The 17,621-nt window shown below is 45.7% G+C and carries 20 protein-coding genes; 9 read left to right on the forward strand and 11 right to left on the reverse strand.

Annotated features, from left to right (window positions below; all coding sequences use genetic code 11):
• Positions 1-7 precede the first annotated feature (7 nt).
• A complete protein-coding gene (locus tag OCV11_RS05545) occupies positions 8-1,222 on the reverse strand; it encodes an MFS transporter (protein ID WP_261895534.1) in 1,215 nt (404 codons plus the stop codon).
• 109 nt (positions 1,223-1,331) lie between these two features.
• On the opposite strand from OCV11_RS05545, the gene OCV11_RS05550 reads away from it, so the two are divergent.
• Together OCV11_RS05550 and OCV11_RS05555 are read left to right on the forward strand one after the other, a co-directional pair.
• Complete coding sequence (locus OCV11_RS05550) at positions 1,332-2,273, forward strand: LysR family transcriptional regulator (protein ID WP_261895535.1); 942 nt, start codon at positions 1,332-1,334, stop codon at positions 2,271-2,273.
• 180 nt (positions 2,274-2,453) lie between these two features.
• Positions 2,454-3,398, forward strand: a complete 945-nt coding sequence (locus OCV11_RS05555; RefSeq protein WP_261895537.1) for a hypothetical protein — start codon at positions 2,454-2,456, stop codon at positions 3,396-3,398.
• On the opposite strand, the gene OCV11_RS05560 is transcribed toward OCV11_RS05555, so the two are convergent.
• Positions 3,385-4,287 carry a LysR family transcriptional regulator gene (locus OCV11_RS05560; protein WP_261895538.1) on the reverse strand — a complete coding sequence of 301 codons (903 nt, stop codon included), beginning with the start codon at positions 4,285-4,287 and terminating at the stop codon, positions 3,385-3,387. The genes OCV11_RS05555 and OCV11_RS05560 overlap by 14 nt on opposite strands.
• A 138-nt stretch (positions 4,288-4,425) precedes the next feature.
• On the opposite strand from OCV11_RS05560, the gene OCV11_RS05565 reads away from it, so the two are divergent.
• Together OCV11_RS05565 and OCV11_RS05570 are read left to right on the forward strand one after the other, a co-directional pair.
• Complete coding sequence (locus tag OCV11_RS05565) at positions 4,426-5,181, forward strand: SDR family NAD(P)-dependent oxidoreductase (protein ID WP_261895540.1); 756 nt, start codon at positions 4,426-4,428, stop codon at positions 5,179-5,181.
• A gap of 244 nt (positions 5,182-5,425) precedes the next feature.
• Positions 5,426-6,493: a YncE family protein gene (locus OCV11_RS05570; RefSeq protein ID WP_261895541.1), complete on the forward strand. Its 1,068-nt coding sequence runs from the start codon at positions 5,426-5,428 to the stop codon at positions 6,491-6,493.
• Between the two features lie 99 nt (positions 6,494-6,592).
• Here the strand turns inward: OCV11_RS05570 and OCV11_RS05575 are convergent, their stop codons facing one another.
• Both OCV11_RS05575 and OCV11_RS05580 read right to left on the reverse strand, forming a co-directional pair.
• Positions 6,593-7,354: a DeoR/GlpR family DNA-binding transcription regulator gene (locus OCV11_RS05575; RefSeq protein WP_261895543.1), complete on the reverse strand. Its 762-nt coding sequence runs from the start codon at positions 7,352-7,354 to the stop codon at positions 6,593-6,595.
• A 57-nt stretch (positions 7,355-7,411) separates the two neighbouring features.
• Complete coding sequence (locus tag OCV11_RS05580; protein ID WP_261895544.1) at positions 7,412-8,221, reverse strand: Cof-type HAD-IIB family hydrolase; 810 nt, start codon at positions 8,219-8,221, stop codon at positions 7,412-7,414.
• Positions 8,222-8,483: 262 nt separating this feature from the next.
• Between OCV11_RS05580 and OCV11_RS05585 the strand changes: the two genes are divergently transcribed.
• Positions 8,484-8,957, forward strand: a complete 474-nt coding sequence (locus OCV11_RS05585) for a LacI family DNA-binding transcriptional regulator (RefSeq protein ID WP_261895546.1) — start codon at positions 8,484-8,486, stop codon at positions 8,955-8,957.
• Positions 8,958-8,974: 17 nt separating this feature from the next.
• Here the strand turns inward: OCV11_RS05585 and OCV11_RS05590 are convergent, their stop codons facing one another.
• From OCV11_RS05590 to OCV11_RS05600, 3 genes are all read right to left on the reverse strand, one after another.
• A complete protein-coding gene (locus OCV11_RS05590) occupies positions 8,975-9,562 on the reverse strand; it encodes an AAA family ATPase (RefSeq protein ID WP_261895548.1) in 588 nt (195 codons plus the stop codon).
• Positions 9,563-9,645: 83 nt separating this feature from the next.
• The gene (locus tag OCV11_RS05595; protein ID WP_261895549.1) at positions 9,646-10,161 is read right to left on the reverse strand and encodes an RNA methyltransferase; all 516 of its coding nucleotides are present in this window, start codon (positions 10,159-10,161) and stop codon (positions 9,646-9,648) included.
• A gap of 46 nt (positions 10,162-10,207) precedes the next feature.
• Positions 10,208-10,741, reverse strand: coding sequence for a GNAT family N-acetyltransferase (locus tag OCV11_RS05600; RefSeq protein WP_261895550.1), 534 nt, complete (start codon positions 10,739-10,741; stop codon positions 10,208-10,210).
• Between the two features lie 129 nt (positions 10,742-10,870).
• On the opposite strand from OCV11_RS05600, the gene OCV11_RS05605 reads away from it, so the two are divergent.
• Entirely contained in the window at positions 10,871-12,184 is a 1,314-nt protein-coding gene (locus tag OCV11_RS05605; protein WP_261895551.1) for an amidohydrolase, read from the forward strand.
• Positions 12,185-12,532: 348 nt separating this feature from the next.
• Positions 12,533-13,321 carry an outer membrane protein gene (locus tag OCV11_RS05610; protein WP_261895553.1) on the forward strand — a complete coding sequence of 263 codons (789 nt, stop codon included), beginning with the start codon at positions 12,533-12,535 and terminating at the stop codon, positions 13,319-13,321.
• 85 nt (positions 13,322-13,406) lie between these two features.
• Here the strand turns inward: OCV11_RS05610 and mtgA are convergent, their stop codons facing one another.
• From mtgA to OCV11_RS05625, 3 genes are all read right to left on the reverse strand, one after another.
• The gene (gene mtgA / locus OCV11_RS05615) at positions 13,407-14,096 is read right to left on the reverse strand and encodes a monofunctional biosynthetic peptidoglycan transglycosylase (protein ID WP_373332819.1); all 690 of its coding nucleotides are present in this window, start codon (positions 14,094-14,096) and stop codon (positions 13,407-13,409) included.
• Between the two features lie 106 nt (positions 14,097-14,202).
• On the reverse strand, positions 14,203-14,472 hold the full coding sequence (locus tag OCV11_RS05620) for a type II toxin-antitoxin system RelE/ParE family toxin (RefSeq protein ID WP_068713044.1): 270 nt from the start codon (positions 14,470-14,472) through the stop codon (positions 14,203-14,205).
• Positions 14,465-14,743 carry a type II toxin-antitoxin system RelB/DinJ family antitoxin gene (locus OCV11_RS05625; protein ID WP_261895555.1) on the reverse strand — a complete coding sequence of 93 codons (279 nt, stop codon included), beginning with the start codon at positions 14,741-14,743 and terminating at the stop codon, positions 14,465-14,467. Before OCV11_RS05625 ends, OCV11_RS05620 begins: the two co-directional genes overlap by 8 nt.
• 322 nt (positions 14,744-15,065) lie before the next feature.
• Between OCV11_RS05625 and OCV11_RS05630 the strand changes: the two genes are divergently transcribed.
• Positions 15,066-15,701, forward strand: a complete 636-nt coding sequence (locus tag OCV11_RS05630; RefSeq protein WP_261895557.1) for a LysE family translocator — start codon at positions 15,066-15,068, stop codon at positions 15,699-15,701.
• Between the two features lie 36 nt (positions 15,702-15,737).
• Here OCV11_RS05630 and OCV11_RS05635 read toward each other — a convergent pair whose 3' ends face one another.
• Positions 15,738-16,586: an NAD(+)--dinitrogen-reductase ADP-D-ribosyltransferase gene (locus OCV11_RS05635; RefSeq protein WP_261895558.1), complete on the reverse strand. Its 849-nt coding sequence runs from the start codon at positions 16,584-16,586 to the stop codon at positions 15,738-15,740.
• Between the two features lie 99 nt (positions 16,587-16,685).
• Here OCV11_RS05635 and OCV11_RS05640 point away from each other — a divergent pair, with 99 nt between their 5' ends.
• The gene (locus tag OCV11_RS05640) at positions 16,686-17,588 is read left to right on the forward strand and encodes an ADP-ribosylglycohydrolase family protein (RefSeq protein WP_261895560.1); all 903 of its coding nucleotides are present in this window, start codon (positions 16,686-16,688) and stop codon (positions 17,586-17,588) included.
• Positions 17,589-17,621 lie beyond the last annotated feature (33 nt).

Raw genomic sequence — 17,621 nt, forward strand, 5'->3', positions numbered from 1 at the left:
GATTTCCTTAAGCCTTATCACTGTGGTTAAGCAACCGTATGCCAAGTGCACAGACAGAAACTGTAGTGGCAAAACTCATCACCCCAGTCCATCCCATATGCGCATAACAGTAACTGGCGACTAGACTACCAAGAGACATGCCGATAAACACACCGACCAACAAGATCGAGTTGACGCGGCTCAGGGCGTGCTCTGCTGCCTTGTAACAGATGTTTTGGTGAGCAATCAGTGACATTTGCACCCCAAGGTCGAAGAAGATGGTTGCTATCGACATCAGTACCAGTTCAATCACAATCGATGTGATGAGTAAGTGGGTGACGAGCATGAGAGCAAATGAAAGTCCGGTTAAGGCAGCTCCAATACGAGCGACGTATATGCCCCCTTTTTTATCGGTTAATTTGCCAAGCTTGGGCGCTAACAAAGCGCCAAAGGCGCCAAGTAGGCCGAATAATCCTGCTACAGAACTGCCAAGATGCAGTGGGCTGTCACTTAGGTGGAGTGCAATCGTGGTCCAAAACGCACTAAAGCCCATAGAGAGTAAACCTTGTACTAAAGCGGCTTGACGTACCACTTTATGGACAACAAACAGCTTAGCAATCGAACCAATCAATTGTGGATAAGAAAGCGTGCTTTGTGGTTGGCTATTGGGCGCGACTTTATAAAGTAATGCGACGATCACCGCGACGAAAATCGCAGCAAGCAAAAAAACTATGCGCCATCCCCAAAGGTCACCGATAAAACCGCTAAAAACTCGTGATAGCAAAATGCCGCAGAGCAATCCTGTCATCACTGTACCCACGGTATGACCACGTGATGAGCTTGGTGAAAGTTGTGCAGCCATGGGAATAATATCTTGAGCCAGAGTGGCCATGAGTCCCATGAGAAAGCTAGCGAACATCAGTAAAGCAAAAGAGTGAACGTAGGAGGTCAGCAGCAGTGCAGCAACCAGCGCTATCCCTTTGTACAGGATGATCGAGCGTCGGTTGACTCGGTCACCAAGTGGCGTTAGCAGCAACATGCCAATCGCATAACCCGCTTGGGTTAAGGTGGGCAAACTACCGATTTGTTGTGCAGAGACATTGAGGTCTGTGACCAAATTGCCAAGCAGTGGTTGAGAATAGTAAAGGGATGCGACCGCTAAACCTGCGGCCATAGACATCATAAGCAACAAAACTCGAGAGAGTGATTGTTCCTTAGCGTCAGTAAAAAGAATGTCGGTCATGGAAAGCTACCTGTTGTGAAGTTTCGGCTATTTTGTGGCGGGTAAGCTTGCTTGGGTAGACCTCAAGTGGGTATATTGGTTATACCTAATGCGTATAAAGAAGATGGATATGGCTGTAGCAACTACCGACAAAATCGAACTGATGAAGACGTTTGTACGCATTGTTGAAGCTGGTAGCTTATCGGCAGCCGCGCAACAAATAGGAACAACCCAGCCTACGATTAGCCGTCGTCTTAAACAGCTAGAACACTACGTCGGTGGGCGACTTTTTAATCGTACTACCCATCACTTAAAACTCACTGAGATCGGCGAAAAATACTACCTTGGTGCGGTTGAGCTATTGGCGAATTGGGACGCTTTCGAAGCGGGCGTAGTGGGGTCTGCCAGTGAACCTACGGGAAGGTTGCGTGTGATTGTTCCGCATGCCTTCGGACAAGATACGTTGATTGAGCCGTTAACCGAGTTTATGGCATTACATCCAAAGCTCAATGTTGAGTGGCTGCTGCATGATGATCGCTCGATATTGGATTTTGTGACCAATGATATTGATTGCGCCATTCAGGTCGGCGACAACATTGATGACAATATGGTCGCAATACGTATTGCTGAGGTGCCGCGTATTGCGGTTGCTAAGCCCGGCTTGATCGAAGATTTAGCCAGCGTAAATGAAGAACCACAAAAATTGACGCGCTATCCTTGGCTCGCTTTGCAAACCTTTTATCGCTATCAAGTGGAATTTCATCATCACCAAGGTAAGCCTTCTCAAACGGTGGCGATGGTTCCGCGTTTCTTCACCGATAGTTTATACGCATTGCGTAGTGCTGCTGTTAATGGCCTTGGCGTTGGAGTAGGATCTCAGTGGTTATTAGAGCGGGATATTCAACAGGGTCGACTCATCAATATATTACCCAGTTGGAATGCTGCTCCGCTGCCAGTGTATCTCATCTATCCTTATGCGAAGTTCTATCCTGCAAAATTAACCACTTTTGTGCAGTTTATGCGCCAGCGAATTTCGCAATCGCTTAACACGGTGACGCAAATAACCAACTGAGTTTTCATCGGCTAAGATGATGAAGATGGAAACAATTTATTACCTTAATCGGTTAAGTGCCTTTAGGATTAGGCCGATGAGGTGTCTCAAAATATGCTAAATTAAGCATAAGTTTTCACCAATGGATACCGAACGCTTCCTTGCTTTACTAAAGCTTTTGGTGAGTTAAATAGGTTTATCATGTTACACAATCGCATTGCTTTGGCGCTTTTTGGCGCCGCTCTCACATTTTCTTCTTCTGTCTCTTTTGCTGCTGCATCGCTCACTCCTGCTGATTGGAAAATCATCCAAGAAGGCATCTTAGAAGATGACGGCGCTGCCTATTATCTTGATATTTACAATACCTATGAGTTGACGGCAGTGACGCTGGTGGCTGGCGATCCCGAACAACTTCTGATCGGCTACGATCGTGGCGATCAATGGACGTTCAATAAGCTACCCAAAGGGGATCATATTCCTGCGGAATGTTGGAATCCTAAGAGCAATGTGTGGGTCGCTGAAGATGGGGATTCGAGAGCGAAAGTGACGGTGGAAGGCAATATCATGCATACGGAGTACACCGGAACAGGGGTGCCCATTGATATGCGAGTGACCGCTTACAATACGCGTGACAAAGCGTGGCAAAAGTTAGTGGCCAAATGGCCGCAGTCATTGCAGTTGAGTGCAGTCACATGGCCGGATAAGGTCTATCGTGTGGAAATGTCTCAGGCGCAAGATGTACTGTGTCGTGATCAGGACCCTAATCTTTACCCTTTGCCCAAAGGGATCACTGCCTTCGCGCAGTTTGATTCGCCAACCATAGTGCAAATTTTGTTTGAAGATTTCTTCCCGCGCAATTTTGCCTTTAGTGGTAACCGTTTCTCACTGGGTGATGGTTTGGCGTATCAATGGGAAATCATTACCTTATCTGACGGCGTACAACTACTGGAGTTAATGCAAGAAGATGCGATGGAAATGGAAGAGGAGATGGAGCAGGTGCCGGAATACTACTTGCTGCAAAACGGTCAGCTGTTTGCCGTAGAGCTCTACTCCAAATTCAATTATGAAGATCAAACCAACAACACGCGTTTGACCTTTACTGGCAAATTTGGTGAAACCTTACGTCAGCACTTTAAACGTCTTTGAATGAAGCAAACAGGCCAACCAGCCACTCAATAAATACGCTCACGCGTCGCGGCTGCTGACGACGAGATTCATACAGCACCGACATGGGCATGTTGGTGCAGCGAAAGCTTGGTAACACTTCAATTAATTCGCCCCGTTCAAGGTGATGTGCCACGCCTTGACGGGGTACCTGAATGATCCCTAGTCCATTAAGACACGCCGCCAAATAGGCATCGGTGGTGCTCACCGAAATCAAGCTGGGCATGGCGACATAACGCGGTGTCGCCCCCTCTTGATACTCAAACCCAAGCTGAGTTTGGCGCTCGTCGGGGGAGTAGTCGACGACGAAATGACGATTAAGATCCGCGAGTGACGTTGGTGCGCCATGCTTGGCGATGTAACTTGGACTCACGCAGTTCACCATGTCGAGTTGGCCTAATCCTTTGGCAATCAAGTTGCTATCGTTTAACTTTCCGCCGCGAATCACACAATCGACTCGCTCCTTGATCGGGTCAATCCGATGGTCGGCGCCAATCAGGCGAATTTGGGTGTGAGGATGCAAGGCAAACCACTCGGGCAGATTGGGGGCAATTAAGGTCGAGAAGAGCCGGCTTGGCATATCGACTTTGATAAGCCCAGTGAGATCTTGGCTCTCATGTTGAAATTGCCGCTCCAATTCATCTAATTCTTCAAGCAACTGGCGACTTTGCAGCAAAAAGCGTTCACCAGCTTCGGTTAAGGTCACCTGCCGAGTGCTGCGATGTAGCAAACGGGTCTGAAGATGCTGTTCAAGCTGACTTATCGAGGTTGATATCGCTGATTTGGGTAGGTTCAGTTGATCAGAGGCTTTGGTAAAACTTCCTGTTTGCGACACCGCAATAAAGCGTTTAATGGTCTCGATTTTGTCCATGAGCTTATCCTCAGCGCAGCTTACGACCGTGATTGATCTATTGTTCATATAATACGAACAGTGTCGTCATATTATGCCTATTTTTCAGCCCAGTCATCTTGCTTAGGATAGTTATTACATTAACCAAAGGAGTTTGAGATGAATAAGATTGCATTAATTACTGGCGGAAGTCGTGGGCTTGGTCGAGCTGGTGCGATAGCGCTTGCTGAGCAAGGTGTGGATGTGATTTTTACTTATCAATCTAACCAACTGGCGGCTCAGCAAGTCGTGGAGGCCATTGAGGCGTTAGGACAAAAAGCAGTGGCTTTGGCTTGTGATACACGCGATGTGGAGTCGTTTGCTTCGTTTGCTCAAACGCTAAGTGAGGTGTTAACCAAGCAATTTGGTCGAGATAGCTTTGACTATTTACTTAACAATGCCGGCACTGGCCTGCATGGCAGTTTTGAACAAACAACCTTAGCTGAACTGGATGAGATGTTGACTATCCATATTAAAGGGCCATTTTCCCTTACCCAAACCCTGCTGCCAATGATTGCCGCGGGTGGTCATATAGTGAATGTTTCAACGGGATTAACCCGGTTTACCTTTCCTGGTTCGGCAGCGTATGCCATCGCAAAAGGGGCGGTGGAAGTGATGACACGCTATATGGCAAAAGAGCTCGCTGAGCGCCAAATACGGGTTAATACCTTAGCGCCGGGCGCCATCTTGACCGATTTTCGTCAAGGCGCGATTCGCAATAGTGAACAGGCTCAAGCAGGCGTTGCCTCCGTTACTGCGTTAGGGCGAGTTGGCGAAGCAGAGGATATTGGCAAAATGATTGCTGCGATGCTCAGCGATGGTTTTACATGGGTCACCGGACAACGAATTGAAGCTTCAGGTGGCATGATGCTGTAAGTCGTCTTGGTCACTCTGAACAAAGCTCTTGTGCTGCCTCTGAGTGACCAACCTTGTTTGAATTTGATGGTTGCGTTTGTCGTGGTCAACAAAAATGGGCTAAACGGTTTAAGAAGGATAGCTTACTGAATTGTCAGTAAAATCCGCACAAAAACTGTCAATTTAAAATTTATGTAATGATAATGATTCGTGTTTATTGTTGTGTTATGGTGTCTTCCATTATTCCTAACACGTAGAAAACATCATGCTAAAAACAGCACCCAAACGCTCTTTAGCAGCGTTAGCCATCATGGCACTTTTTGCCGTTACTTCTTCTGTCAGCGCCACCGAATTGGTCGACCAACAGTCACCAGTCAGTGCGGGTAAAAACGTGTATCAAACGGTTTATGGTCCGAAAAGCGATAGCGTTTATGTGGCAGCCGCTGGGGGCGAACAGGGCGAAATCCATGTTTTCCAAGGCCATTCACTAACCGCTAAACCTGTCATCACAATGCAAGATAAGCCGTTAGGTTTGGCTATCGATGAGCAAGACAATGTGCTGTTTACGGGCAATACCTTTAATGGTTCTGTGACCAAAATTGACCTGAACAGCGGCAAAGTATTGGCCAATCTTGTAGTCAGCCAACCAGCCCCGAAAGGCACGCCTCGTGATCAAATGCCACCTATGGTGCATGGTGTACTTTTCCAAGCGAAAGGCGACGTTATTTATGTCACCGGAGCGGCTAAAAATGGTGTGGTTTGGAAAGTGGATGCGAAGTCATTCAAAGTGATCGATACCATTAAAGGCGTTGGTGCTGTACCGACAGGCATGGCTCTAGATGAGTCAACAGGTCTTTTGTATGTAACGGCGCACAGCTCAAATCAACTTACCGTGATTGATACCAATACGGATAAGGTCGTGAAGACCATCTCTGTTGGACAAAATCCGCTATCTGTTGCCATCAATAGCCAGTCACATCAGGCTTATGTGGCGAACAGTAAAGACAACACCGTTTCGGTTATCGACCTAAGCAATGACAAAACGGTTCAGGTGATTTCTGTAGGTCAGTTCCCGGTCGATGTGAACGTTGATGCTGCGATGAATCGTCTATTTGTTGCCAACCGCAGCTCTGGTACGGTGCAAGTATTTAATACCAAGAACTTTACCCTAGAAGAGACGTTACACCCAGGTCTACACCCTAACACTCTGGCGATTGATACCGTGCATCACCAAGCTTATGTCACCAGCAAAGGTTTAAGCCGTCATGAAAAAACCATGCCGGAAGGTATCGTGAATAACGCTGCGGATGTCATCACTCCACTGACCAAATAGGTGTGATTTTGCCGTACCTTATTGGGTGATACTTAACAAAAATGGGTTCTACGTCAGACGCTAGAACCCATTTTTTATTTCAGCTATCTGCTTATCTGTTTATCCAATGATGACCTGACATTGCTGCTCGGCAAAATAGCGAGCGATAGAAGAATCGCTATCAGTGCAAACCAAATAATCCAAATCTTGAGAGTCCAAAAATGGATAGGAGGCGAGTGCTTCGACTTTATCTTCGGTACACAACACGGCGATGGCTCCAGAACGTGTGCACACAAGATGTTTGAAGTCACCATCTTGGTAATGCAGAGCACTGAAACCCACCTCTGAAGACCATGCGCAAACACCAACAAAGCAGAGATCGAAGCGAAATTTACTGACCGCTTGAGCTGCTGTGATATCAATCGCCCCGCCCACGGCATAGTCCAGCACGCCACCGATCAAGATAGTTTTGATGGTTTGTCGTTCCAATAAGCGCGTTGCAATCGCGGGGCTGTTGGTGACAACCGTTACATCAAGATTGGTAGGTAACATACTTGCCAGCAACATGTTGGTACTACTTGCGTCGAGAAAAATCAACTGCTTAGGTTTGATTAAACTCAATGCGGCAACCGCTAAGGCTTGTTTCTCGCTGTTGTGATTACTCAAGCGCTCTTCTGGAGTACCCGTTGGCGGAGCAAGAGATAACGCGCCGCCATGGATGCGTTTACACAGCCCTTCATCTGCTAGGTAACGAAGATCGCGGCGGATCGTCGCTTCGGTTGTGCAAAGCTGAGTGGCAAGATCGACCGCCATCACTTTTTGGTGTGATTGCAGCAGTTGCATGATCAACTGGTGTCGTTCTTCTGGAGAGTACTTGTCCATGGCGCGTTTCTCTATGGGTTTGTTTGGTGTTGAGCGATGAGCTACATGCGCTTCATTCTACTTGGATTTTCCCTGCAGTTGTAACATTTGTAGAATAGTGGTCATCACCGCGTCTTGGTCATTGGAACCGGTGATGTATTTGGCTGCGGCTTGCGTCTCTGGAAAGGCGTTACGCATGGCAAAGCTAAAAGCGCCTCTTTCCATTAATTCGATATCATTAAATCCGTCGCCGAACACCATGGTCTCTTGCTCAGTAACACCAAGCATCTCTTGCAATCGAGCTACCGTTGTCCCTTTATGCACGCCTTGATTGGCAATATCAATCCAGTTTGCTTCTGAAACGACGATATACGCTTGCTCGTCAAAATCCGTTAAATGAGTGCGCAGCTCTGGACATCCACCTTTCGGGTCATAAACGGTAATTTTGACAAAATCCCCGTCTATCTGCTGATAGTGACGTACTTCAGTTAGCTTGGTATAGGAGCGACGCATCAGCGCTTTTAATGGTTCTGGGGTGCTGTCTTGGAGGTACGCCCCGTCTGGGGTACAGGCGATGATAATGTGTTCACCTTGCTCTGATTGCAATCTGTCGATGATCGCTTGCCCAAGAGAGTTAGGTAGCAATGACTGATAAACATACTCGCCTTGATGTTTAATCCGCGTAGCGCTGTCGCCTAAGATCCAAAAATCGCGACTGATATCGCCAAACAGCTCTTCTACACGTTCTACTTGCTTGCCTGTGCATGGGGAAAAATGCACCCCAGCTTGTTGCATTTTCTGGTTCACTTCTTGAAATAAGGTGCGATTGTAATCGCCAGCAGAATTTAAAAAAGTGCCATCCATATCGGTAATGATCAGTTTAATCATGGTGTGTTCCATCTTGTATGTTGATGATGCAAACACGCTATCATGAGTTTAAAATGAACACAAATGAATATTTTAATGTTTATATTTGTTTTTATATGTTCATTTTGTGTTTGTTTGTGTATGCTTTGACTCATGTTGTCACCCTCTGTTTGATGATGAAACGAGTGACAATATGCTTGCTGATTACCCCCCAATCATGGCAAAGGGATGGTGACATCCCTTTTATTCGATGAGTTTCTATTGAAAACAAAGCAGGTGGCAAATGGTCAAAATGGAAGATGTTGCAAGGTGCGCTGGTGTATCAAAATCGACCGTATCAAGGGTTATTAATAACAAAACTGTGTCGAGGGATAACTACAACCGGATTATCGAGGCGATTGAACAACTTGATTACCAGCCCAACAAATTGGCGCAATCTTTAACAACGCGTACAACTGGGTTGATTGGCGTGATGGTGTATCAACCCATCACCACTTGTGTAGCCAAAGCGCTACAACGATTTGAGCAAGCAGGGCTGTTGAGTGTGCTGGTCGTGATCGAAAAAGACCGAGTGAGTTTGCATCAAGCAAGCCAAAAATTGCGCCACTATGGTTGTGACCTGATTGCAATTCAGTCTCAGTTTCACAACGGGCTGTTTATACATGCGCAAAAAAACAAGCAGAGCGAACTCACCCATTTATTGAGCTGCTCTGCTGCAAAATTACGCACGAATTATCTCTACTTGCCGCTAAATTGAAGTCTTTGATATGAAAGCTATTCTTCTTCCAAAATCGTCACAATGTCGTGCATGGATTGCTGATACTGAGCGTCGTTGGAGTTTTTGAAGATCAGTAAGTCGTCAATTACATTAGGATCGTCAAGGCTGGTGGGAATATCAAAGTTAACCCCTTGAATATACTCATCCCAATGCGCCAATTTCCACGTGTCGCGCGGTGAGTTACGGTCAATCATGCGCTGTTTCACCACATCCACAGCGGTTTCAACCCACACCACGGTGAGGCGCGCTTGTTTCTCAGCCAACTGCTTTTTCAGTCCATCAATGTAATTGGTTTGGCGAATCTCGCGGGTAAACGGTGCGTTAATCAGCACAATGTCGTCATACTCTAACGCTTCCATCGCAAGTGCCAAAATCGCATCGTATTCGTAGTTACGAATGTGCTCTTCAAAAAAGTCGGAGCTGCGATTGACCTCTTGATGAGCCACTTTAAAAATCTGATGGGAAAGGACGATTAAGGTATCTTTATCCAAATACACAACATGTTTGAGTGCTTTGGCAAGTTGTTTGGAAATATAAGTTTTGCCACTAGCCGGTGGCGAGGTGACCAAAATCAAGCGTTTCATTATGTATCCTTACGGTCTGTTTCTCTCTGCTCATGCTAATCGAAGCAGAGAGAAAAAACGTGAGAACTCAAGCAAAAGCCGCTTTAGATCTCTTTCACCTTGAGGCGATTCTTATTGTCGCGACTGGCTAGAATGGTTTGATTGTCATCAATCTCGCGCGCAGATTTAGCCAAACGGTCATACAGCAGCACGTTAACAGTGGCAGCCAAATTCATACAGCCAACGGTAGGAACATACACGACGTGATGCGCTTTATCGACCACGTCTTGTGGTAGCGATCCATCTTCAGGGCCAAACAGATAGATGGCCTTTTTCGGGTGAACGAAACTGGGTAGCGAGGTCGCGCCAATGGCAAATTCCACACAGACGATTTCGACGTCGTCTTCCAATCCTGCCGTTAAGTCGGGCATATCCACCAATTGGATCCGTTCATGAACGTTCTTGGTGTCGGTCTGAAATTTCATTGCTCGGTTGTAACGAGTGCCGTTATAGCGCACTTGTGTTGCTTCATAACATCCTGCGGCACGCATCACTGCTCCAACGTTGGTTGGATTCTTCGGGTTATAAAGGCCGATAATGACCGTAGATTGGGTAGACATATTCACTCTTCGACAAAAAATTTGCGCAGAGTATATACCCAAACTCTTAGCGAATGCAGCATTGTGATGGTTTGTCGTGGTTAAACGATGAAGGAGCAAGAAGATAGCGCAGCCGATCAGAATGTTCAGGCTGTTGAGAAAAATCTTCATCCCAAACGCCTTGTGCGCGTTCGATGACTTTTCGCGAGGCGATATTATGTTGATCGCAAATCAAATAAGCGGGTGCATCGATCACGTGTGTTTTCACATGATCTAATAAACTGCTGGCAACCCCTTTGCCTCGAGCGCTGGGCTTGGTGTCATAACCAATATGGCCGATGTCATTGGCGATCACATCATCGGTGCCGTGGCGAACACGAATCGCTCCTAGGATTTCCCCATCTTGAATGGCAAAGTAGGTTGAGCAAGGTACCCAACCTTCGGGTAATTGCTGCCCTTGGGCATTTGCGATCAATTGCGCTAAAAATCGCTCGGGATTGCCTTCGGCCAATTCGTAGTAATCCAACTTAGCCTCTAAACAAATCTGTATGTAGCGAGCGAACATTTCTTGATGAGATGGGTGGGCAAGTTGAATTTCCATGTTTGATATTCCAAATTGATACAATAGCTTAGATAACATTATCAAAATAATGACGTACGCCAAAACAAAAATTTGTGTATCCGTTAGGGTGGATAGAGTAAAGCGAAAAAGAGCAGACGGACCCCCAGCATGAATCAATCGATTGAGAGTTTAGAACAAGAGTTATTGGCTCAATTTGAGCAAGCACAGCACTGGCGACGCGACCTGCATCGCCACCCACAACCGGGGTGGCTTGAGTTTTATGCCACGGCATTTGTGGCAGAAAAACTCGATCAATGGGGATATGAAATAGCGCAAGGGGCGGACATTATTGAGCCTTCAGCCCGTCTTTTTGTGCCAGATGATACCGAGCTACAGCAAGAGTATGACGCGGCGTTGACCTATGGCGCCAACCCGCGTTATCTCGAACCTGCACAGCATGGATTAACTGGGGTAGTGGCGACTCTTCGCGGTAAGCAAGATGGCCCAACCATCGCCTATCGTTTTGACCTCGATTGTTTGCGGATGCAAGAGAGTTTAGACAATTCTCGCCGTGCGGTGATGGAAGAGTATGTCTCATGCCATGCAGGGTTTGCCCATATGTGTGGTCATGATATCAATACCGTGACCGGTTTACTGTTAGCGCACCATTTTGCTGAGCATAGAGATGAGTTAAAGGGGACGATTAAGTTGATTTTTCAGCCCGATGAAGAAGGGCTTTCTGGTGCGAGAGCGATGATTCCCCAAGGTGTGGTTGATCAGGTTAATTATTTAATTGGTGGGCACTTAGCCTCGAACTTACCAATGCTTGGGCAGTTTGCTGCCAAGTCGACCCATATTTTGGCGGTAAAACGCTGGAAATTTCGTTTACTGGGTCAGGCTGCACACTCAACAGGACAGCCACATCTAGGCAAAAACGCGCTGCTGGGAGCGGCTGTCGCGACAGTTAATTTGCATGCGATTGCGCCGCACAGTGCCGGTGTGGGGAGAATTAATGTCGGACGAATAGAAGGTGGTGACAGCTGGAACATCATCGCTCCGAGCGCTGAACTGTGGGTAGAAATTCGCGCGTCAACCGATGAGGCTTTCGACTACTTAACTGAACGAGTCGTCGCAATCATGCAAGCAGCGGCCGATATGTACGGTTTAGGGTTAGAAACCGAGCTGATGGTTGAGGCTCTGGCGGGGCGCAATTCACCAGAGCTAGAAGCGTTAGCTGCTGATGTCGGGCAAGAGCTATCGCTTATCAAAGAGGTAGTGGCAGAACATGCGGTCAACGCTTCGGAAGATTTCACGCTATTGGCCGAGCATGTTCAATCACAAGGTGGTCAGTCGGTCTATGTGATTCACGGTACGCCCATTGCGGGCGGGTTACACAGCCACTCGCTTGAGGTGGATGAACGGGTGATGATTAACGCCGCCGCGATTTATGCGCGAATGCAGCAAAAACTGACACAAGATTAATTGATTAGCGCACTCAGAGAGTATTGGGGCTACGCCAATACTCTTTTCTTAAAAATACCTCTTTATTTCCACATCACTCTCTTTTAAATAGGCAACTCTATGTCTATATTTTTCAGATAAATGTTATTAATGGCCAATTAATTTGCAACTAATTACATAATAATGCTGAATCGTAAAAGGTTGTTTAATTGAAATCGTGGTCATTATTTTAATTGCTTATAAATTGAATGACATTTTATCAGTGGATTGTTCATTTTTATTAATTTAAGGTTGATTGTTTGTCCATTATGTTAATAATTAGCCGGCCAAATTTAAATCGTTATGCTTAATTAGAAACTGTGAGTCTATATGCAACTTAAGTCTATTAAAAAATCATGCGCTATTAATTTTATAGGTGCTCTTTCCCTAGTCACTTTGAGCTGTGTGGCTCAAGCCAACGAGCCTGTTGATTGGAGTGGTCAATATGCTGGCGTTGCGTTAGGTGTGGTTGCAGGTAAGGTCAATCCTACCGTTGAAGCTACCGATGGAAACTATTTCAATACGAATAACTTAAGTGATTTAAAGAGTACCTTTAGCCAAGATTTTTCTGATAACGATGTGTCAGCTACCTTTATCTATGGTTATCAATGGCAGCAAGAAAATTGGGTCTATGGTTTGGAAACAAACCTGTTCGTTAGCAATTTTTCGTCCAAGAAGGGCGAAAATGCACATGTATACGAGAATACACCGACCATTAGTTATGGTTACAGTGAACGTGTAGAAAATAAATTTGGCATTAGCGTTAAACCAAAAGTGGGTTATGCATTCGATAATATGCTAATTAACTTTTCAGTAGGTCCTATACTCTCTAAATTCAAATACACATTTAATTTCAATGATTCAAATTCTACTACTGATGTTTCTAGCGAATATTCTGATTCTAAGTGGGCATTAGGTGTCACTACGGGATTAGATTTCAACTATAAATTGGAGAATGACTACGTACTCTACGCGAGTTATATGTATACCTATTATCCTGATGTTGTTGATGGTAAAAGTGGATTGAATGCTAGTAACTTCACTTGGACTGATGAGTTCAAACATGACGCAAGCTTCTCATCTCACACTGTCTCCGTGGGTTTAGTGAAGTACTTCTAAGTGTCGCGTTAAGCACATGAGTAGGTAGGTAAAAAGGACAGGGCGACCTGTCCTTTTTCTATGGTTGTTAACTTGTCATTTAGGCTTATTCTAAACGGCGATAATCTTGTGTATCTAAGTGGCCCATTTGCACTAACACCCACTGAACGCGTTCTTGTACATAATCTGTCATAGGAGTCGGATGAATCTTATATGGGTTAGGTAGTACGACAGCTAATTGCGCCGCTTGATGACGAGTCACGCGGCTGGCAGGAACGCCAAAGTAAGCTTCACTGGCTGCTTGAACACCATAAATTCCCGGACCAAACTCCACGATATTGATGTACATCTCCATGATGCGCTCTTTGCCCCAAATCAGCTCAAGTAACAGCGCGATATAAAGCTCATAGGCCTTGCGAATATAAGTTTCACTAGGAAAGAGAAAGACGTTTTTGGCGGTTTGCTGCGTAATTGTGCTCGCGCCGCGCTCTGGACCATCTGCGCCACTCGCTTCAATCACCGAAACTAACGCATCAATATCGATACCCCAATGAAATGGGAAACGTTGATCTTCTGATGCCATTATAGCCAAGGGAATCGCAGGGGAGACAGCAGCAAGCGGAACCCATTGATGTTGGGCGTGTTTGGGGTAACCTTCGGGTGGGAAAAGAGTGCGGTTTATTTCCCATGCCCAAAATGGTGGATTAATAAATTTAAGCAAAATGACCAGCACGAGAGGCAATCCCATGAGTAATGCCAGCGTGGCAATCAGCGCGCGTTTTATGCGGCGCTTGATTCGTCTCGTCAACAATTTCACATCATTTCCTTGGTAATGAACTGCCAACACTTTAGAGAGTCGTTTTATATAAATCAACTAAATGAAATTTGTAGCAGGGAAGTGATTAAAACAAATCGCTGTGTGAGCCGATACGAGCAAGTTGTAGTTGTTGATTATAAATACGGTAAATAAGCACTAAATCGGGTTTGACGTGACAATCTCTAAAACCCACCCAATTGCCTGTGAGTGGATGGTCTACATTTTGTGGGGCAAGAGTTTCCCCTCGCTGAAGTTTGGATATGATATTGCCGACCTCAATAATATCCGGAATCGGCATTTTAGTTATCTTCTTAAAGTCTTTCTTAAATTGAGTTGAATACTCGAGACTATACATTTTTGACCTTACCATCAGTCAACTCATCGAACATGGCATCAAGCGATTCTGCTTGGTGACCCTTGCCCTCAACTAGCTCTTTTATTGCGGCAGCTGTGATTTCATTCGGTTGCGTGACGCGCAGTTCGAAAGGAATACCGCCGTGATTGATGACTGCTTTGGCAAACAATTTAATGGCTTGCGAAGTACTTAATCCCATCTCATCGCATATGCTAGTGAAAGCCACTTTTGTTTCATGATCAATACGAGTGCTCAACATTTCTGTTCTCATAACTACACCTTTTTGCACACAATGTAATACATAGTTATACAGAGTATAAGGTTAGATGACAAAGTGTTCAACAAACCATCGACACGGGATGAAACTAGATATGAAAAGAACGTTAGAGTTCGGTGCCCCATATGGGGACCTCGCAAAGGTGTTAGTGCCTTGAAGGTAAGTGATAACGGGGGATTATATGAGAGCGTTTCCCCATTCTGCTATTGCTAAAATGAACGTGATTGTTGAATATGGGTATCTATAACTAACTGATACAAGAATATATATCGTCAAGGTTACGTGAATTTCCAGCTATTGAACAAAGGAGTGTTCGATGAGTATTGAAATATGGATGATGTTTGCCTCCGCTTTCCTTCTTATTACTTTATCACCAGGGCCCAATGTCTTGCTGGTGCTGAAAAACAGCATTCAATATGGCTGGCAGTCTGCCTTTATTACTGTTCTTGGCAATTTATCGTGTCAATTATTGATTGTCTGTTTAGTCGCTATTGGTGTTGGTGGCTTACTGGCGCAGCTACCCAGTTGGTTTTTGGTGATGAAGTGTGTTGGGGGAGCTTACTTAATTTATCTTGGTATCAAGAGTCTTCGTTCAAAACCGAAAAACAGTATGACATTGCCAGACAGTGCGGATAAAACTGAGCACAAAGGATTGCTATCGTTATATCTCCAAGCGTTTTTGGTTTCGGCTAGTAATCCTAAGACATTGATTTTTCTCTCCGCTTTCTTACCGCAATTTTTGGATGTGAGCCACTCCCACTTTGAGCAGTTTTCTATCATGTACTTAACCATCGCCGTGATTGTTACTTTGGTACATCTAAGCTATGCCATGATTGTCTGTCGCTTGGGGCAGAAGCTGCGTACCCATCATTTTGAGCGCAAACTGGCTAAAGTCACTGGGGGGCTTTTTATCACTATGGGTAGTGGGGTGCTACTCAGTTCAAGGCCTTAATTCGTTTTATGGTTTAGAGGTTGGTGATGGGGTTTATTAGCCTTTCAGCCATTGCACATCAACCATGCCTCCAATAACCAAATACTCACGTTCCCCACGCAATAGATTGGGAAGCAGATCGGGAAAGTAGAGGATCTTGGTGGTTGGGATATTTGCGCTAAACACATGGTCACCAAAGATGCTCGCTTGATCGCGAGCGTCACTGAACGAATTGTTGTTATTGAGCAGAAGTTGGCTACAAGAATTGGATTTGGGGAGCCCATTCACACCCCTAAACAGAGCAAGGTGTGTGGTTTTAGGCATTTGCCGAATGAGTTCATATTGGCAGTAGGTGTAGAGCAAATCGAGCTGTGATTCCAGCGCATTACTGTTGTATAAACCGCGTACATAATCTTGAAGATAGCGTTGATATTCATCGCTCGACACTCCTTGAATAACGCCTTTGTGGTTAAGGGTTAGAAGGCCAAAACGCGATTCAACCCAACGTTTTATGACGGCGGCTTCAATACTATTGGCGTCAAACATCCAACCGCGAATCAATCTTAAGTAATCGGCTTTATCGCGGCGAATTCCGTTGTTTTGGTGGCTAAATCCTACTTGTTCGCTGTCGCTTAGTAGAAAGGCAGAATTCATGTACTGACGAAAATGTTGGGCGCGTTCGCTAGGTGTGTCTAGTCCATCCAACTGCGTGAATAGACGTGCATGAAACTCTTGCACCATATCGATATGCAGGGCCGTAGGGCAGTGTTGGTAGGTTAATCCACCCAGTATCACGGCTGGTAAATTGCAGCGATTGATTGGAGCGGCAGCAAAAGCGGGCAGTGTTAGCAGCCGATCAGCTAACGAAATAGTGGTATTAGTGTCGCACGGTTGAGTGGATGTCATGGGCTATCGTATTGCAATTTTATCCGTTTATTGACGTTGGTTTTAACATCGGATGTTAAAAGCAAAGTTCAAATTAAAAGCGATTGGAAGAGTATAGAAATGTCTACGCAAAAAGAACGTTATCAAGGTTGTCTTCTAGGACTTGCGATTGGTGATGCGATTGGCACGACGGTGGAATTTCAGCCGCGCGGCAGTTTTACCCCAGTCACGGATATGGTCGGTGGCGGTGTATTTCGGCTAAAAGCGGGGCAGTGGACTGATGATACGTCGATGGCATTGTGTCTTGCGCACTCGTTGCTGGAATGCCAAGGCTTTGATCCCAATGATCAAATGAACAAATATCAGCAATGGCGAGTGAATGGCTACATGAGCAGTAATGGCCGCTGTTTTGATATCGGCACCACCGTTTCAGAAGCATTAGCTCACTACGCGGCGACCCATCAACCTTTCGCAGGTTCAACCCATCCTCTTGCTGCGGGTAACGGGTCACTCATGCGTTTAGCCCCCGTGGTGCTTTTCTACCATCCAGATAAGCAATCAGTTGTTCATTACGCGGGTGAGAGTTCACGCACGACTCATGGAGCCAAAGAGTGTATCGATGCGTGTGGTTACTACGCCTCACTTTTGAGTGCAGCGCTTGATGGACAAACTAAAGATCAGATTCTTAGCAGTGATAGTTACCACGCCCAAACCGCCAAAATAGCGGCGATTCAAAAGGGCTCATATCGAGCTAAAGAGGAAAAAGAGATTAGCGGCACTGGCTATGTGGTGGATAGCTTAGAAGCGGCATTATGGTGTTTTAACCAGAGCGATTCCTATGCGCAAGCGGTACTTCTGGCGGCAAATCTCGGTGATGATGCCGATACCACTGCTGCCATTTGTGGGCAATTAGCGGGCGCTTTTTATGGTTTGCAAGGCATTCCTAGCGCTTGGCGAGAGCGTGTTTATTGGAGCGAGGAGATCCTTTCTTTAGCTGACTCTTTTTATCAAATGAACGAATAATTCATATCAATCAATTAATTAACTGGAGAATGG

The sequence above is a fragment of the Vibrio porteresiae DSM 19223 genome, assembly GCF_024347055.1.
GTDB lineage: Bacteria > Pseudomonadota > Gammaproteobacteria > Enterobacterales > Vibrionaceae > Vibrio > Vibrio porteresiae.

Bases quoted from the DNA above. Each gene is read 5' to 3' on its own strand.
- OCV11_RS05545 (WP_261895534.1), bottom strand. From the start codon at position 1,222: ATGACCGACATTCTTTTTACTGACGCTAAGGAACAATCACTCTCTCGA.
- OCV11_RS05550 (WP_261895535.1), top strand. From the start codon at position 1,332: ATGGCTGTAGCAACTACCGACAAAATCGAACTGATGAAGACGTTTGTA.
- OCV11_RS05605 (WP_261895551.1), top strand. From the start codon at position 10,871: ATGAATCAATCGATTGAGAGTTTAGAACAAGAGTTATTGGCTCAATTT.
- OCV11_RS05590 (WP_261895548.1), bottom strand. From the start codon at position 9,562: ATGAAACGCTTGATTTTGGTCACCTCGCCACCGGCTAGTGGCAAAACT.
- OCV11_RS05575 (WP_261895543.1), bottom strand. From the start codon at position 7,354: ATGGACAAGTACTCTCCAGAAGAACGACACCAGTTGATCATGCAACTG.
- OCV11_RS05640 (WP_261895560.1), top strand. From the start codon at position 16,686: ATGTCTACGCAAAAAGAACGTTATCAAGGTTGTCTTCTAGGACTTGCG.
- OCV11_RS05600 (WP_261895550.1), bottom strand. From the start codon at position 10,741: ATGGAAATTCAACTTGCCCACCCATCTCATCAAGAAATGTTCGCTCGC.
- OCV11_RS05595 (WP_261895549.1), bottom strand. From the start codon at position 10,161: ATGTCTACCCAATCTACGGTCATTATCGGCCTTTATAACCCGAAGAAT.
- OCV11_RS05610 (WP_261895553.1), top strand. From the start codon at position 12,533: ATGCAACTTAAGTCTATTAAAAAATCATGCGCTATTAATTTTATAGGT.
- OCV11_RS05580 (WP_261895544.1), bottom strand. From the start codon at position 8,221: ATGATTAAACTGATCATTACCGATATGGATGGCACTTTTTTAAATTCT.
- OCV11_RS05560 (WP_261895538.1), bottom strand. From the start codon at position 4,287: ATGGACAAAATCGAGACCATTAAACGCTTTATTGCGGTGTCGCAAACA.
- OCV11_RS05585 (WP_261895546.1), top strand. From the start codon at position 8,484: ATGGTCAAAATGGAAGATGTTGCAAGGTGCGCTGGTGTATCAAAATCG.
- OCV11_RS05630 (WP_261895557.1), top strand. From the start codon at position 15,066: ATGAGTATTGAAATATGGATGATGTTTGCCTCCGCTTTCCTTCTTATT.
- OCV11_RS05625 (WP_261895555.1), bottom strand. From the start codon at position 14,743: ATGAGAACAGAAATGTTGAGCACTCGTATTGATCATGAAACAAAAGTG.
- OCV11_RS05570 (WP_261895541.1), top strand. From the start codon at position 5,426: ATGCTAAAAACAGCACCCAAACGCTCTTTAGCAGCGTTAGCCATCATG.
- OCV11_RS05635 (WP_261895558.1), bottom strand. From the start codon at position 16,586: ATGACATCCACTCAACCGTGCGACACTAATACCACTATTTCGTTAGCT.
- OCV11_RS05620 (WP_068713044.1), bottom strand. From the start codon at position 14,472: ATGTATAGTCTCGAGTATTCAACTCAATTTAAGAAAGACTTTAAGAAG.
- OCV11_RS05565 (WP_261895540.1), top strand. From the start codon at position 4,426: ATGAATAAGATTGCATTAATTACTGGCGGAAGTCGTGGGCTTGGTCGA.
- OCV11_RS05555 (WP_261895537.1), top strand. From the start codon at position 2,454: ATGTTACACAATCGCATTGCTTTGGCGCTTTTTGGCGCCGCTCTCACA.